The sequence below is a fragment of the Streptomyces sp. Ru73 genome, assembly GCF_002920575.1.
In the GTDB taxonomy this organism is placed as follows: Bacteria; Actinomycetota; Actinomycetes; order Streptomycetales; family Streptomycetaceae; genus Streptomyces.
This window is the reverse complement of sequence record NZ_PQSQ01000033.1, coordinates 20,194-35,895: the sequence shown is the minus strand read 5'-3', so window position 1 is coordinate 35,895 and position 15,702 is coordinate 20,194. Positions and strand designations below refer to the sequence as shown.

Annotated in this window: 10 protein-coding genes and 4 tRNA genes; 8 read left to right on the top strand and 6 right to left on the bottom strand. The window is 71.6% G+C overall.

Annotation, left to right across the window (positions count from 1 at the left end):
- Window positions 1-103: 103 nt before the first annotated feature.
- The 3 genes from C3486_RS16785 to C3486_RS16775 all read right to left on the bottom strand — a co-directional run bounded on the left by C3486_RS16785 (window position 104) and on the right by C3486_RS16775 (window position 4,074).
- A complete protein-coding gene (locus tag C3486_RS16785) occupies window positions 104-2,320 on the bottom strand; it encodes a DEAD/DEAH box helicase (protein WP_103833508.1) in 2,217 nt (738 codons plus the stop codon).
- A gap of 452 nt (window positions 2,321-2,772) precedes the next feature.
- Window positions 2,773-3,435 carry a hypothetical protein gene (locus C3486_RS16780; protein ID WP_146075007.1) on the bottom strand — a complete coding sequence of 221 codons (663 nt, stop codon included), beginning with the start codon at window positions 3,433-3,435 and terminating at the stop codon, window positions 2,773-2,775.
- A gap of 288 nt (window positions 3,436-3,723) precedes the next feature.
- The gene (locus tag C3486_RS16775) at window positions 3,724-4,074 is read right to left on the bottom strand and encodes a metallopeptidase family protein (RefSeq protein ID WP_103833506.1); all 351 of its coding nucleotides are present in this window, start codon (window positions 4,072-4,074) and stop codon (window positions 3,724-3,726) included.
- A 367-nt stretch (window positions 4,075-4,441) separates the two neighbouring features.
- Here C3486_RS16775 and C3486_RS16770 point away from each other — a divergent pair, with 367 nt between their 5' ends.
- The 5 genes from C3486_RS16770 to C3486_RS16750 all read left to right on the top strand — a co-directional run bounded on the left by C3486_RS16770 (window position 4,442) and on the right by C3486_RS16750 (window position 7,182).
- Window positions 4,442-6,058, top strand: coding sequence for a metallophosphoesterase (locus C3486_RS16770; protein ID WP_103833505.1), 1,617 nt, complete (start codon window positions 4,442-4,444; stop codon window positions 6,056-6,058).
- Window positions 6,059-6,140: 82 nt separating this feature from the next.
- A tRNA-Glu gene (locus C3486_RS16765) sits at window positions 6,141-6,213 on the top strand.
- Window positions 6,214-6,252: 39 nt separating this feature from the next.
- Window positions 6,253-6,327, top strand: a tRNA-Asp gene (locus tag C3486_RS16760).
- Between the two features lie 22 nt (window positions 6,328-6,349).
- Window positions 6,350-6,423 (top strand) — tRNA-Phe (locus tag C3486_RS16755).
- Window positions 6,424-6,537: 114 nt separating this feature from the next.
- Entirely contained in the window at window positions 6,538-7,182 is a 645-nt protein-coding gene (locus C3486_RS16750) for a hypothetical protein (RefSeq protein WP_103833504.1), read from the top strand.
- Window positions 7,183-7,252: 70 nt separating this feature from the next.
- Here the strand turns inward: C3486_RS16750 and C3486_RS16745 are convergent, their stop codons facing one another.
- Window positions 7,253-8,482, bottom strand: a complete 1,230-nt coding sequence (locus C3486_RS16745) for an ABC transporter permease (protein ID WP_258052817.1) — start codon at window positions 8,480-8,482, stop codon at window positions 7,253-7,255.
- A gap of 155 nt (window positions 8,483-8,637) precedes the next feature.
- On the opposite strand from C3486_RS16745, the gene hrpA reads away from it, so the two are divergent.
- The 3 genes from hrpA (at window position 8,638) to C3486_RS38560 (ending at window position 13,478) form a co-directional block, all read left to right on the top strand.
- The gene (hrpA, locus tag C3486_RS16740) at window positions 8,638-12,681 is read left to right on the top strand and encodes an ATP-dependent RNA helicase HrpA (RefSeq protein ID WP_103833503.1); all 4,044 of its coding nucleotides are present in this window, start codon (window positions 8,638-8,640) and stop codon (window positions 12,679-12,681) included.
- Window positions 12,682-12,843: 162 nt separating this feature from the next.
- A tRNA-Asp gene (locus C3486_RS16735) sits at window positions 12,844-12,918 on the top strand.
- Window positions 12,919-13,136: 218 nt separating this feature from the next.
- Window positions 13,137-13,478 carry a DUF6274 family protein gene (locus tag C3486_RS38560; protein ID WP_103833502.1) on the top strand — a complete coding sequence of 114 codons (342 nt, stop codon included), beginning with the start codon at window positions 13,137-13,139 and terminating at the stop codon, window positions 13,476-13,478.
- 509 nt (window positions 13,479-13,987) lie between these two features.
- On the opposite strand, the gene bldC is transcribed toward C3486_RS38560, so the two are convergent.
- Together bldC and C3486_RS16720 are read right to left on the bottom strand one after the other, a co-directional pair.
- Window positions 13,988-14,194 (bottom strand): developmental transcriptional regulator BldC, encoded by a 207-nt coding sequence (gene bldC, locus C3486_RS16725; RefSeq protein WP_003949541.1) that lies wholly within the window; start codon window positions 14,192-14,194, stop codon window positions 13,988-13,990.
- A 628-nt stretch (window positions 14,195-14,822) separates the two neighbouring features.
- Window positions 14,823-15,659 (bottom strand): hypothetical protein, encoded by an 837-nt coding sequence (locus C3486_RS16720; protein WP_103833501.1) that lies wholly within the window; start codon window positions 15,657-15,659, stop codon window positions 14,823-14,825.
- Between the last annotated feature and the right edge of the window lie 43 nt (window positions 15,660-15,702).

The window sequence follows — 15,702 nt, the reverse complement described above, 5'->3', positions numbered from 1 at the left end:
GGGCCCACCGGTCTGCCTGCTGCGTACGGGCAGCTCAGCACGGTTCCGACGGCCGACGGCTCAGCCGCGTACGGGCGTTGCGGCGCCGGGCGCCGCGCCCGGGTCAGCCGTTGCGCTTCCAGCGCGGCTTGTCCGCACGGCGGTCGAAGGACCGGCCGCCGGCGTTGCCGCCGCGGTGGTCGTCCCGGCGGCCGTGCGGGCGACGGTCGTTGTCGCGGCCGAAGCGGTCCTCGCGGCGGTCGCGGTTGTACGGACGGTCGCCGCCACGGTGGTCCCGGCGCTCGAAGGGGCGGCCGCCGCGGTCGTCACGGCGGTCACGGCTGAAGCCGCGGTCGTTGCGGTCGAAGGAACGGCCACCACGGTCGTCGCGACGGTCGCGGTTGAAGCCGCCACGGTCGCCCCGGTCACCACGGTCGTTCCGGTCGAAGGAACGGCCACCACGGTCGTCCCGGCGGTCGCGGTTGAAGCCACCGCGGTCACCGCGGTCACCACGGTCGTCGCGGCGCTCGAAGGAACGGCCACCACGGTCGTCCCGGCGGTCACGGTTGAAACCGCCACGGTCGCCCCGGTCACCACGGTCGTTCCGGTCGAAGGAACGGCCACCACGGTCGTCGCGACGGTCACGGTTGAAACCGCCACGGTCACCGCGGTCGTCGCGGCGCTCGAAGGAACGGCCGCCGCGGTCGTCCCGGCGGTCACGGCGCTCGTAGTTGCCCCGCTCGTCGCGGTACGTGGAGCGGCGCTGCGTGTCGTCCGCGTCGGCGGTGCGCGCGGTCTGGGCCGGCAGCGACACCTCGGGCTCCGCGGCGCTCTCCGCCTCGGCGGCCTCCGCCTCTGCCTTGGCCTGTACCGCGGCCTCCGGGTCCTCGCCCCGCTCGCGCGCGGCCTTGGCGGTCAGCCGGTCGGCGTCCTCGCGCAGCTCGGCGGCGCGGCGCTGCAGCCGCTCCAGCTCGCGGGTCAGCTCGGCGACCTCGCGCTCGGCCTGCTTGGCGGAGTTCGCGGCCGACTCGGCCTGCACCTCGGTCAGCGAGCGGGCGCCGGTGATGCGGGCCACGTCCTCGTCGAACTGTCCGGCGCCGCCCACGATGTGGCGCGAGGCGTCCACGCCCGCGTCCTCCATGAGGCGGAAGATCTGCCGGCGCTGGTGCGGCAGGGCCAGCGACACGACCGTGCCGGACTGGCCCGCACGGGCGGTGCGGCCGGAACGGTGCAGGTAGTCCTTGTGGTCGCCGGCCGGGTCCACGTTCAGGACCAGGTCGATGCCGTCGACGTGGATGCCGCGCGCGGCGACGTCGGTGGCGACCAGGACGTTGACGTAACCGTCCTTGAAGTCGGCGAGCGTACGGGTGCGCGCGCCCTGGGTCATGCCGCCGTGCAGCGCGTCGGCGCGGACGCCCGCGTCGCACAGCTGCTCGGCGACGCGGTCGGCGCCCAGCTGCGTGCGGACGAAGATGATGGTGCGGCCCTTGCGGGCGGCGATGGCGGCCGTGACCGGCGCCTTGTCCTTCGGCTTCACGACCAGCACGTGGTGGGTCATGGTCGTGACCGCGCCCTGGGCCGCGTCGACCTCGTGGCTGACCGGGTTGTTCAGGTAGCGCTTGACCAGGGTGCCGATCTCGTTCTCCATGGTCGCGGAGAAGAGCATGCGCTGGCCGCCGGTGGGGACCAGGTCCAGCAGCTCGGTGACCTCGGGCAGGAAGCCCAGGTCGGCCATCTGGTCGGCCTCGTCCAGGACGGCGACCTCGACCTCGTCCAGCGAGCAGGCGCCGCGGTTGATGATGTCGCGCAGCCGGCCCGGGGTGGCGACGAGGATGTCGACGCCGCGCTCCAGGGCGTAGATCTGGTTGCCCATGGAGGTGCCGCCGCAGACGACCTTCAGCTTCAGGCCGAGGACGTCGCCGTACGGCTGCAGCGCGTCGCTCACCTGCATGGCGAGCTCACGGGTCGGGGTGAGGATGACGCCGCGGGGACGCTTCTTCTCGGTGCGGCCGCCGGCCAGGCGGGTCAGCAGCGGCAGGCCGAAGGAGAGCGTCTTGCCGGAGCCGGTGCGGCCACGGCCGAGGATGTCGCGTCCGGCGATGGCGTCCGGGATGGTCGCCGCCTGGATCGGGAACGGGGTGGTGACGCCGTTCTGCGCCAGCTTGCGGACGATCTTCTCGTCCAGGCCGAGGTCCGCGAAGGTGATCTGCGGCTCTTCGGCGGCCTGCGGCTCGTCGGCGACGGCCTCGGCGGCGACGTCCTGGCTCACGGCCTGGTCGTCGGTGAGGGGCGCCTGCTCGTCGTGTGCGGGCAGGGCGGACTGGTCAGTGGAAATGGACATGCGAAATGCGAAACCTTCCGGAGTCTCGGCACGCGCCCAAACTCCGTGTTGTTTCACAAAAGACCGCCTCTATGCGGTCAGCCACGGCAAGGAGAGAACGCGCCACGCGGCGCGCTTCGTCCTCTTCGGTGAAGGGGATCCGGTGGGCGCCGGGCAAATGGGATCAAACGATCTACCACCATACGCACCCGATCCCCCTCGAGGCAAATGCGGTGCCGCCCTGACGCTCCCGGCACCGCCGGTCGTCCGGTTTTCGCCGCTCAAAGGCCGATCAGCGCCCCTGCCGAGCCGCCCTCCGGCCGCCATGCTGGGCCCTTGCGGTCGTCTGCTGGAACCCTCCAGCTGCCCTGCCGAGCCGCCCTCCGGCCGTCTGCTGAACCCCTCCAGCTGCCCTGCCGGGCCGCCGGCCGTCTGCTGAGCCCCCGGCCCCCACCGGGCCGGCCGGTGGCCGCCTACTGGGTGCCGCCGCTCGCCGGTCCGGCCGACGCCGGCGAGCCGGACTGCGACCCGGTCTGCTCGGGGCTGCTCGGCGGCGGGTCCTGGCTCGGGGTGGGCGTCGGGTCCGGCGCCTCGGTCGTACGGGAGGGGGTGGGGGTGGGCTTCGGGTAACCGGTGGGCCGCGGCGGGGCCGGGCGGGACGGGCTGCCCTGCGTGGGGCTCTCCGAGCCGGTACGGCCGGCGCGCGGCTTCCTGCTGCCCTCCGTGACCCCGGGGGTGCGCTTCCCGTCGGCCGACGGCTTCGCGCGGTCCGTGGGCACCGCGGGGTCCTCGTCGGCCATGGGGCCGGCGGACCGGCCCATCCGGCGCGGCCCGCCGTCGGGCGCCTGGGCCGAGCCGCCGTCCGGCTGCGCGTCGCTGCCGTGGTGGCCGGCCGGCCCGGAGGGCCTGGGCTTCGGCGGGTGGTCGCTGACGCTCATGCAGCCGGTCAGCGACATCGCGAAGGCGGAGGCCACGGCGGCCGCGGCAGCCGTACGGGCCAGGGAACGGGCGGTGCGCGCCGCCGTACGGGGCGAGGCGGAGGCGTCGGTGGAAGCGGGCGACGAGGCGGTCGAGACCGAGGGCGGCAGCGGCGCGGCGGACCGGGGCGGACGGCTGACGGGGAGCGGGCGGGGCACGGGCGGGACCTCCGGTTCCGGAGCGGACACGCGGGACAGGTGCACTGCCCAACTCCCACCGCCCGCCGGAGGACACGCCCGGGCGGGGGCCCGGGGGCGCCCGCCCCCGCGCCCGGAGCGCCCCGCGCCCTCCGCACCGGTGCGGGCGGAGAGTCCGCTACCGAGGTGCGGCTCGGCGCGCACGAAGGTGCGGCCGAACGCGCGTACCGGGGCGGGCGGCGCGTGGCGCCCCGTAGTGCCCCTCACGTGGCCCCCGTAGTGCCCCTCACGTGGCCCCCGTAGTGCCCCTCAGCCGTACCCGAGGGCGTGCAGCCGGGCGTCGTCGATGCCGAAGTGGTGGGCGATCTCGTGCACGACCGTGACCTCGGTCTCGGCGACCACGTCCTCCCGGGTGTCGCACATCCGCAGCGTCGGGCCCCGGTAGATCGTGATGCGGTCCGGCAGCACGCCCGCGTACCACTCGCCGCGCTCGGTCAGCGGCGTCCCCTCGTAGAGCCCGAGCAGCTCGGGGTCGTCCGCCGGGGGCTCGTCCTCGACGAACACGGCGACGTTGTCCATCAGACGGGTCAGCTCCGGCGGGATCCGGTCGAGCGCCTCGCCGACCAGTTCCTCGAACTCCTCGCGCGTCATCTCCAGCACGCGCCCATTGTGGGTCACGGGACCGCGCGGGGCCCGCCCTCACACCGAACGCGGCCGCCAGGGGCCGCCGGGACCCGTGCGCACGCCGCCCCGCGCCCGCCTCCTTACTGCGCCCCGCGCGCACCCCGCCCCCCCCGCCGCGCCCGTCTTTCTGCCCCACCCGCGCGCACTCCGGCACCCCACCGCGGCGCACGCCCGGCACACGGGCACCGCACACGCCCAGCGCACCGACACCGCGCACGCCCAGCACACCGGCACCGCACACGCTCCGGCACACGACCACCCGCACGCCCGGAGATCCGCGCCGTCACCCACGTATGCCGCATCCCCCGGCATAACGGGCCCCGCGCCCGGGCATATGGGCACAATGGCCCGCACCGCGCCGTCCGGGGGGCCGTCCCCCGGCTCCTCCGTGCTCCGGCTGCTCCGCACCGCGTACGACCGCGTCCGGAGCGCCCCCGCCGCCGTCCTGCGGCACTACCGCGCCCACCGACAGGCCCCCACCTCCACGCTGACGCACCCGCCGCACCCGTACGCCCGCACGCTGGGGCTGATCTGCGTGACGCTCCTCGGCGCCTGGCTCGGCCTGCTGATAGTCGGCAGCATCCGCACGCCCGTCGGCCCCGTGGACACGACCATGGCGCTGCGCCCGTCCCTCAGCGGCGGCACGAAGATCAACGTGTCCCCGCTGGGCGCCCTGGAGCTGCGGAGCCACCACGCGCCGATACGGCTCGACGTGGACGTGGACCAGCTGGACCCGGCGCGCGCCCAGGCCCTGGTCGACCATCCCGAGCGCTTCTCCGGGCTGCAGGCCGAGGTCACCCGGGACGTCGAGCGCGGCACCGCCGACCTGGCCTTCCGGTCCTGCGTCGCGGTGGTCTCCGGGGCGACGGCGCTGGGCCTCGTCGTCTACCGCAGACCGCGCCGCGCGCTCGCCGCCGGCGGCCTCGCGCTCGTGCTGCTCGCCGCGTCCGGCGGCCTCGCGTACGCCACCTGGAACCCCAAGTCCGTACTGGAGCCGCGCTTCTCCGGGCTGCTGTCCTCCGCGCCCTCCGTGGTCGGCAACGCCCGCTCCATCGTGAGCGAGTTCGACGTCTACCAGAAGGAGCTGGCCCGCCTGGTCACCAACGTCACCAAGCTCTACGACGCGACCTCCACGCTGCCCGCGTACCAGCCGGACCCCACCACCGTCCGCGTCCTGCACGTCTCCGACATCCACCTGAACCCGGCCGCCTGGCAGATCATCAGGTCCCTGGTGCAGCAGTACGACATCGACGTGATCATCGACACCGGCGACACCATGGACCACGGCACGGCCGCCGAGAACCGCTTCCTGGACCCCATCGGCAAGCTCGGCGCCCCGTACGTCTGGGTCCGCGGCAACCACGACTCGATGAAGACGCAGAAGTACCTCGCGCGGGGCAAGAAGCTGAAGAACGTGAAGGTCGTGGACGAGGGCACCTCCGTGCGGGCCGGCGGGCTGCGGATCGCGGGCATCGGCGACCCGCAGTTCACGCCGGACCGCTCGGTGGCCGCGTCCGGCGACAAGGCGGAGCGCGCCTCGGGCCGGCGCCTGGCCGAGTCGCTGCGCACGCTCGCCCGGGCCCGTACGCCGGCGGACATCGCCCTGGCGCACAACCCGGTCGCCGCCTCCGAGACCGACGGGCTGGTCCCGCTGGTGCTCGCGGGCCACGTCCACCACCGCGACACGCGGGTGCTGCCGAAGGGCACCCGGCTGATGGTCGAGGGCTCCACGGGCGGCGGCGGACTGCGCGCGGTCGAGGGCGCGACACCCGAACAGGTGCAGGCCTCGGTGCTCTACCTGGACCGGAAGACGCGCCGCCTGCAGGCCTGGGACGAGATCACGCTGGGCGGGCTGGGCCTGTCGAAGGCCGAGGTCAGCCGCCATCTCCCGGCCGACAACCGGCCCGGCGCCACCCCGTCGGGCACGCCGTCGAAGGGCTCACCGAGCCCCTCCTCGTAAACCGTTTTGGCGAACCGTCCCCCCATCCCATATGCTTCTCACGTCCCCGACGGCGCCGACAAAGCGCCCAGGTGGGCCATCAGCCCTCATCGTCTAGTGGCCCAGGACGCCGCCCTTTCAAGGCGGTAGCACGGGTTCGAATCCCGTTGGGGGCACGCAACACCCTGTGCGAGACTAGTGCTCGCACAAAGCTTGGTCCTGTGGAGCAGTTTGGAGTGCTCGCCACCCTGTCAAGGTGGAGGCCGCGGGTTCAAATCCCGTCAGGACCGCTGCAGCCTTTCGAGGCTGCGTGGCTGGGTAGCTCAGTTGGTACGAGCGTCCGCCTGAAAAGCGGAAGGTCGCCGGTTCGACCCCGGCCCCAGCCACAGCCGCCCTATCAGGGCATTCGCCCCCTCCGGGTCATTCCGGAGGGGGCGTTCTCGTATGCGCTCGTGCGAAAAGACCATGTACCGGCGGCCAGTGTCCGAGATCATGAGGCCATGGATCAGGGTGTGGCAGCCGTGGTGGCCGGGTTGGCCGGCACTGTCGGTGCTCTGGCCGGCGCCCTTGCCGGCCTCCGGGGGGCTCGGCTCGGCGCACACAAAGCCGTGGAGGCCGCCCGGACGCAGGTCGAGGGACAGTCCGAAGCGGAGCACCGGCAATGGATCCGGGAGCAGCGCCGGCAGGCCTACATCCACACCAACCACATGTACGTCGAGGTTCTGCACAGCCTTCGAGCCTGCGCGGACGCCCTTAGAGGCGGGCACACCGCACTGGCCGCCGAACGGTTGCCGGTCGCGGACCGCACCGTCACGGATTTGCAGATAGCGGTCTTCGACCTGCGGCTCTGGGGTCCGCGCAAGGTGGTGCTCGAAGCCAAGGACCTGCGCCGCGCCGCCAACCAGGCTTTCGAAAGGCTCAAGTCCTGGCACGAGGAGTGTCTGTCAGGTGGGGATCACTCAGCTCAGCAGTCCGCCTTCCAGGAAGCCATGGACGCACTGGGAACCCCCTATGGCGAGTACTTGAGGGTGACGGCCGAAACCCTGGGGACGCTCGACAGCGAGCCCGACGCCGACGGGCAGCGGAACGTACCGGGGAGCGCGCCGGGCACAGGCCGGGCGAGAGCGGACAGCCACGGCGGATGACGCGGTACGCGGGCATGCCTCATCCGGGCGGCCCCCGTGCGCGCGGCCCGGTGCGGGTGTCGGTGCGGTGTCAGTCCGCCGCGTGGGACGGGCCCGTGGGGCGGCCGCCCGGGTGGCGGTGGCGCCAGGTCCAGAAGACCGCGCAGGACAGCAGGGACCAGCCGGCCAGCACCAGGTACGGGAAGACGTGCTGGTGGCCGGGGAAGTAGACGGCGGTGTGCTGGGCGTTCACCGACGCGCCCGGGGGCAGCCACCGGCCGATGTGGCCGAGGACGGACGGCAGCAGCGGCCAGGAGACCGCGCCGCCGGACGAGGGGTTGCCCAGCAGCACCATCAGTCCCCAGGTCGGCACCATCGCCCAGCGGCCGAGCAGGGTGTTGAACATCGTGAAGACCATGCCGCTCGTGAACATCGTGAACGCCAGGATCAGCCAGGACTGCACGAAGGGCAGGGTCAGCGCGCCCAGCAGCCAGTCCACCACCGCCGCGATGGTGAATCCGCCGAGCAGGCTGTAGGCGAGGGTGTACGCGATCCGCTCGGCCGGGTTGAGCGCGCGGGCGTGCACGCTGAGCTGGATCGCGCCGACGAAGCCGACGATCACCGCGGCGAGCGAGACGTAGAAGATCGCCAGGCCGCGCGGGTCGCCCTGCTGCAGCGGCTTGATGTCCTTGATCGTGACGGGTACGCCGGTCTTCTTGCCGACCTGCGGCGCCGTCTGCTGGAGCAGCTGGCCCACCGTGGCGCCCGAGGCGCTGGAGAGGTCCATCCGTACGCCCGAGCCGGTCACGCTGATGACGGTGAACGCCCGCTGCTCGTCGATCGCCTCGCGGGCCTCGTCGTACGTCCGGTACTCGTGCAGCTCCAGCGACGCGTTCAGGGCCTTCTCCATGCCCTGGACGAACGCCTTGCCGCGGCCGTCGGGGGAGCCGACGAGCGCGGTGGGGATGCGGTGCGGGGTCGGGTTGGCCATGGAGAAGGTGTACGAGCCCGCGAAGAGGCCGGCGGCAGCGGCGAGGATGAAGATCAGGACGGTCGCGGGCAGGAACGGCGACTTCTTGAAGGCCACCCACTTCTCGGCCGCGGTCCGGTGCCGGGCGTGCGCGCCGTGGGCGTGGGGCGCACCGGGTGTGCCGGGTACGCGGGGTGTGCCGTGCGCCTCACGGTCGGCGGGCACCTCGTGGCCGGCAGGCCCGCCACTCGCGGCGGGCGCCTCACGGTCGGCGGGCGCCTCACGACCGGCGGGTTCACCGTCGGCGGGCCCCTCACGGTCGGCGGGCGCGGCGTCGTGATCATCGGACATACGAACAACGCTAAAGCACCCATCCCGGACATTCTCAGCGTCCCGCGCCGACGGCCCGGGGAACGCCCGGATCCGGCCGGGCCCGGCCCTCCCGGGGCCGTGCGGCCGCAATTCGTTCGCCAGTCTTTTCCGCGAGGTGAGATCCTGGATCGCGTATGTCCAGTCAGCCTGCCTCCGCCGCGCCCAGGGGCGCCACGCCCGAGGGTGCCCCCGCCCTGCCCGCACTCCTGGCGCAGCTGCCCGAGCTGATGCTGCGTGACCAGCAGCGCCTCGGCCGCCGTCTCGACGGCGCGCGCCGGATCCGCAAGCCCGAGGCGCGTGCGGCCGTACTCGCCGAGATCGCCGAGGGCATCGAGGAAGCCGAGCTCCGCGTCGCGCAGCGCCGGGCCGCCGTTCCGGAGATCACCTATCCCGAGCAGCTGCCGGTCAGCCAGAAGAAGGACGACATCCTGGAGGCGATACGCGACCACCAGGTCGTGATCGTCGCCGGTGAGACCGGCTCCGGCAAGACGACGCAGATCCCGAAGATCTGCCTGGAGCTGGGCCGCGGGGTGAAGGGCCTGATCGGCCACACCCAGCCGCGCCGGATCGCCGCCCGCACGGTCGCGGAGCGGGTCGCCGAAGAGCTGAGGACCCCGCTGGGCGAGGCGGTCGGCTGGAAGGTCCGCTTCACCGACCAGGTCGGCGGCGACACGCTGGTCAAGCTGATGACGGACGGCATCCTGCTCGCCGAGATCCAGACGGACCGCGAGCTGCGCCAGTACGACACGATCATCATCGACGAGGCGCACGAGCGCAGCCTCAACATCGACTTCCTGCTCGGCTACCTCGCCCAGCTGCTGCCGAAGCGGCCGGACCTCAAGGTCGTCATCACCTCGGCCACGATCGATCCCGAGCGCTTCTCGCGGCACTTCGGGGACGCCCCGATCATCGAGGTCAGCGGGCGTACGTATCCGGTGGAGGTGCGGTACCGCCCGCTGCTGGAGGAGGGCTCCGAGGACGCGGACCGCGACCAGATCAGCGCCATCTGCGAGGCCGTGGACGAGCTGCAGGCCGAGGGGCCCGGCGACATCCTGGTCTTCCTCTCCGGCGAGCGCGAGATCCGGGACACCGCTGACGCGCTCACCAAACGGCTGAACCGGGGCGGCGCACTGGCGCGCGAGACCGAGGTACTGCCGTTGTACGCGCGCCTGTCGCACGCCGAGCAGCACCGCGTCTTCCAGCGCCATTCGGGCCGGCGGATCGTCCTCGCGACGAACGTCGCGGAGACCTCGCTGACGGTCCCCGGCATCCGGTACGTCATCGACACCGGCATGGCCCGCATCTCGCGCTACAGCTACCGCACGAAGGTCCAGCGGCTGCCGATCGAGCCGATCTCGCAGGCCAGCGCCAACCAGCGCAAGGGCCGCTGCGGCCGGCTCAGCGACGGCATCTGCATCCGGCTGTACTCCGAGGAGGACTTCGAGTCCCGGCCGGAGTTCACCGACGCGGAGATCCTGCGGACCAACCTCGCGTCGGTCATCCTGCAGATGACCGCGGCCGGCCTCGGCGACATCGAGAAGTTTCCTTTCATCGACCCGCCGGACCGCCGCAACATCAAGGACGGCGTGCAGCTCCTGGAGGAGCTGGGCGCGATCGACCCGAAGCAGAAGGACCCGAAGAAGCGGCTCACGCAGACGGGCCGCAAGCTCTCCCAGCTGCCGGTGGACCCGCGGCTCGCGCGGATGGTCCTGGAGGCCGACCGCAACGGCTGCGTACGCGAAGTCATGGTCATCGCCGCGGGGCTGTCCATCCAGGACCCGCGCGAGCGGCCCGCCGACAAGCAGCAGCAGGCCGACCAGCAGCACGCCCGCTTCAAGGACGAGACCAGCGACTTCCTGGCGTACCTGAACCTCTGGCGGTACATCAGGGAGCAGCAGAAGGCGCTGTCCTCGTCGGCGTTCCGCCGGATGTGCCGCAATGAGTTCCTGAACTACCTGCGGATACGCGAGTGGCAGGACATCTATACGCAGCTGCGTACGGTCGCCAAGACGATGGGCATCCACCTCTCCGAGCAGGACGCGGCACCGGAGCACATCCACACGTCCCTGCTCGCCGGTTTGCTCTCGCATATCGGACTGAAGGACACGGACGCCAAGAACGAGTATCTGGGCGCCCGCAGCGCCAAGTTCGCGGTCTTCCCCGGCTCGGCGCTCTTCAAGAAGCCGCCGCGCTGGATCATGTCGGCGGAGCTGGTCGAAACGTCCCGCCTGTGGGCGCGGGTGAACGCGAAGATCGAGCCAGAGTGGGTCGAGCCGCTCGCCCAGCACCTGGTGAAGCGGACGTACAGCGAGCCGCACTGGGAACAGAAGATGGCCGCGGTCATGGCGTACGAGCGGGTCACGCTCTACGGCGTGCCGATCGTGGCCCAGCGCAAGGTCAACTACGGCCGGATCGATCCGGAGACCTCCCGCGACCTGTTCATCCGCAACGCGCTGGTCGAGGGCGACTGGCGGACCCACCACCAGTTCTTCCACGACAACCGCAAGCTGCTGGGCGAGGTCGAGGAGCTGGAGCACCGGGCCCGGCGCCGCGACATCCTCGTGGACGACGAGACCCTCTTCGACTTCTACGACCAGCGCATCCCCGAACACGTCGTATCCGGTGCGCACTTCGACTCCTGGTGGAAGAAGAAGCGCAAGGAGGAGCCCGAACTCCTCAACTTCGAGCACTCGATGCTCATCAACGAGACCGCCGAGGCCGTCACCAAGGACGACTACCCGGACTCCTGGCGGCAGGGGAAGCTGAAGTTCCGGGTCACGTACCAGTTCGAGCCGGGCGCCGACGCGGACGGCGTGACCGTCCACATCCCGCTCCAGGTCCTCAACCAGGTGTCCGCCGAGGGCTTCGACTGGCAGATCCCGGGCCTGCGCGAGCAGTTGGTCACCGAGCTGATCCGGTCGCTGCCCAAGCCGATCCGGCGCAACTACGTGCCGGCGCCGAACTTCGCGGCGCGCTTCCTGGACGAAACGGTGCCCCTGCAGGGCCCGCTGACGGCGTCGCTGGCGGCGGGGCTGCAGCGGATGGTCGGCGTGCCCGTCGACGCGGCTGATTTTGACTGGTCCAAGGTGCCGGACCACCTGAAGATCACCTTCCGGGTGGTCGACGAGCGGCGGCGCAAGCTCGCCGAGGCCAAGGACCTCGAGGCGCTGCGGCTGAAGCTCAAGCCCAAGACGCAGGCCGCGATCTCCAAGGCGTTCGAGCAGGCCGCGCAGAAACAGGGCGGGCAGCGGTCCGGCGGGGCCGGCAAGGACGGCGGCCGGGGCGGCCCGGCCCCCGCCGGCATGGAGCAGCGCACCGGCCTGACCTCCTGGACCCTCGGCACGCTGCCGCACACCTTCGAGACCCGGCGGGCCGGCCAGCCGCTCAAGGCGTACCCGGCACTGGTGGACGAGGGCTCCTCGGTCGCCGTACGGCTCTTCGACACCGAGGCGGAGCAGAAGAGCGCGATGTGGGCCGGCACCCGCCGCCTCATCCTGCTCAACATCCCGTCCAACCCGGCCAAGTTCGCGCAGAGCAAGCTCACCAATCAGCAGAAGCTGGCGCTGTCCAGCAATCCGCATGGCTCAATTCAATCGCTCTTCGACGACTGCGTGACCGCGGCGGCCGACCGGCTGATCGCCGCGCACGGCGGCCCGGCCTGGGACGAGGAGGGCTTCCGGAAGCTCTTCGACGCGGTCAGGACCGACCTGGTCGACGCCACGATGAAGACCGTCCAGCAGGTGCGCGAGGTGCTGGCCGCCTGGCAGGCGTGCGAGCGGCGGCTGAAGGACACCACCTCGCCGGTGCTGCTGGACTCGGTCAAGGACGTCAGGGAGCAGCTGTCGGCGCTCATCAAGCCGGGCTTCGTCACCGAGCACGGCGCCAAGCGGCTGCCGGATCTGATGCGGTACCTGGTCGCGGCCGACCGCCGGCTGCAGCAGATGCCCACCAACGCCGAGCGGGACCGCTCCCGGATGGCGAAGGTGAAGGAGATGCAGGACGAATACGCCTGGCTGCTGGAGCAGTTCCCGGCGGGGCGGCCGGTGCCCCAGCAGGCGCTGGAGATCCGCTGGATGATCGAGGAGCTGCGGGTGAGCTACTTCGCGCACGCGCTGGGCACGGCGTACCCGGTCTCCGACAAGCGGATCGTGAAGGCGGTGGACGCGGCCGCGCCGTAGCCCTTCGGGGCGCGGCGCGGCGGGCGTCCGGGGCCCTGCGCGCTGTGCGCTGGGTCACTGCCGGGCGACGACCAGGGCCTTCTCCGGCAGCGAGTTCGACCGCACCCCCTGACCTGCTGTAGAGTCTTGCTTCGCAGGCACCCGAGAGGGCGCAGGCAGCAAGGTCCTGTGGAGCAGTTTGGAGTGCTCGCCACCCTGTCAAGGTGGAGGCCGCGGGTTCAAATCCCGTCAGGACCGCAATCGAAGGGCCCGCATCCGGTCAGGATGCGGGCCCTTTCGTCGTACTAGGCCTCGGCGTACGCGGCAACCGGATTTCCCGCACTCGGCGACCGGACGGGACCGGGCGCCGGCCGCTCCGCCCGGCGACGACGACCTCCCGTCCGCTCCCCCGCCCTTGACCGCGTCATCTGCCGTCGGTACGCACGAAGCAGGACCGGGCACGGGAGGTGCGCGCCATGGCGGCTTCGGAAAGGCACGCGACCGCCGCACTGCTCCGGGCCCATCTGTCCGCTGCCGCGTCCTTCCGGCACGCGACGCGGCGCTGTCCCGTGTGCCTCAGGCTCCTGCTGCTGGCGCTCGACCGCACTCCGGAGCCTCCACAGACCAAGATCGTCTCTACGGGGCCTTCCGCGGCCGCTCCCGCCGCCGCCCTTTCTTCCTCGCCCAGGACCGCCTCCGGGGCCCGCACGCGGCCCGTGACGCCCTCCTCGCGGCCGTCGGCGCTCCGGGCGGCCCCTCGTGCCGTCATTTCCGCGCCCGCACTCCGCGGCAGGGACGAAAGTCCGCTCCCCGGGTGACCAATGGCGCCTCCCTCAGCAGCCTTGCGGTGAGAGGCTGTTGGTGTGCGAGGAGGCCGCTGTGCATTACCGCAGCGGGCGCCGACGGGACAACCGGTGGCGCCTGTGACGGGTGTCACCGTACGGATTTTGGGATCAGCGGAACTTACGCCCCGCCTACAGGTGGTCAATTTAATATGTGCAATTGCACCGCCCACCCGGCAGCCTCCGGGCTGTACCGGCGAGTACCGGGACTGCTGCCCGAGAGTCCCCTGTGGGCGGTGACCAAGAGCTACCGCCGGACCCGCGGCGCTGCCCGGACCGGCGGGCCCGGCCGGCGGTCCGGGGGCAACAGGAACGCACAAAAAAGATCGCGCTGGACCCGGCGGAGTCCAGCGCGATCGATGACGTACCCATGTGCTGCGGGTGTGGGGCCTGTTGGGGCAGGCTCCGCGTCATAAGGAGCTATGTGGTGCTCTGTGGGCACGAGTCGGGTTGGGGGACCCGAAAATGCCCGGTTATGCGGTTTTTCAGGCCTCGCTGCGCTGCTGCGGGATACCCGCGAGCAGTGCGCGGACCTCAGCCTCGCGGTAGCGCCGATGTCCACCGAGAGTCCGGATGGACGTGAGCTTGCCTGCCTTGGCCCAGCGGGTCACCGTCTTCGGGTCGACACGGAACATCGTGGCAACCTCGGCAGGGGTCAGCAGCGGCTCGGCGTCAGGGGTGCGAGCGGTCATGAGCGGCCTCCTCGGGAGAACCGAACCATCACGGTTCTTTCCTCTAAATTCTGCACCTTGACCCGCGTTGCCCGAAATGGCGGACGCGGGCCGAGTCGGTTATAGGACGAACGGCTTGTCCTCGGCACTACAACTACACCATCTGTCCAGCCGCGTCGGCCAAACCGATGGAATTGCCCTCTCAGGTGTTCAACCTCGGCGGAAGCCGATGGACCGTGCCATAGCGGACAGTCACGCCCCTGTGACGATCAGTCACAACGTGATCAGGCGTCACCAGTCCCACCAAGGAGTGCAATACCGATCTATCCGCCCTTAGTTGGACGGAAGGAGCCCCAGTCAGGCTCCTTGTCCTATTTTGGCACGAGGGTGGTAGTTGGTGGCAAGGCCCGAAGTCAGTGCGTTAGGTCACTGTTGTTCGCAATGCCCCGGATCGGGACCTACGTCCTGTACCTCCGAACCAGTGTGCCGGAATCCGACAACACCGCACAGAAAACCCTCCACCACAGCTCAGGGATCGCCTGCGGCCCACAGCCCGTAGGCATGCGCCGGTATGCCCGCCGGGGGCGCACAACCGGGGCGCGCGCCATCACTACGCGTGCCTCCGAAAATGATCACCCAATGTCCGACGTCAGCTGGCGTACTGCCGCTCCCGGATCTCACGCCAGCGGTCCGACAGCTTCTCGTACGCCGCGCCGGCCCGCTCCCCGTCGCCCTCACGCAGCGCCGCGAGCCCCTCCGCCACATCGGCGGCGGAACGGTCCTCGGCGAGCTGCCCTTCGGGGACGGCGTGCACCAGTCCTCCGTAGTCCAGCTCCACGAGAGCGCGGGGGTGGAATTCCTCCAGCCAGCGCCCCACATCTACCAGGCCGTCGATCAGCGGGCCCTCTTCCAGCGTTTCCCGCAGCGTGCGCAGCCCGCGCGCGACCCGGCGCCTGGCCTCGACCATCGGCGTGCGGTAACGCAGCACGAGCCCCTGGTCACTCTTCGTGTACTCACGCTCCGCGTCGGCGAAGAGCACGAACCAGCGCACGGGCACGTGCCAGGTCGCCGTGCGGATCCAGGGCCGCGCGTCAGGGTTGCGATCCAGCCACCGCTCGTAGTCGGCGGCGGCCTGCCGGCGGACGACCGGGGGCAGGGCCGCGTCCAGCACCGGACCGGGCAACCGTTCGGGCAGCTCCTCCAGCGCCTGCCAGCCCCGCAGCCGCGTCCGCCAGGGGCACACGCACGTCACGCCGTCCTCGACCGCGATGAACGCGTCGCTGCTCTCGTGCACGGGCACCGCGACCGGCGGGGTCGGCAGCAGGTCGGCCAGCGACCGCCGCAGCTCGTCCTGGGCGGTGGGCGTGGAGTCGCGCTTGGCGTAGCGCGCCCAGTGCGAGCGCTCCGGCTCGGGGAACGCTGCCAGCGGTTCGTAGACCCGTAGATACGCCGCGTACGGGACCATCACCGATGACGCCAGGGCCACGCCCGCTCCATTCTTCCGTCGGTCTCCGGCGGCGGGCCGCGAG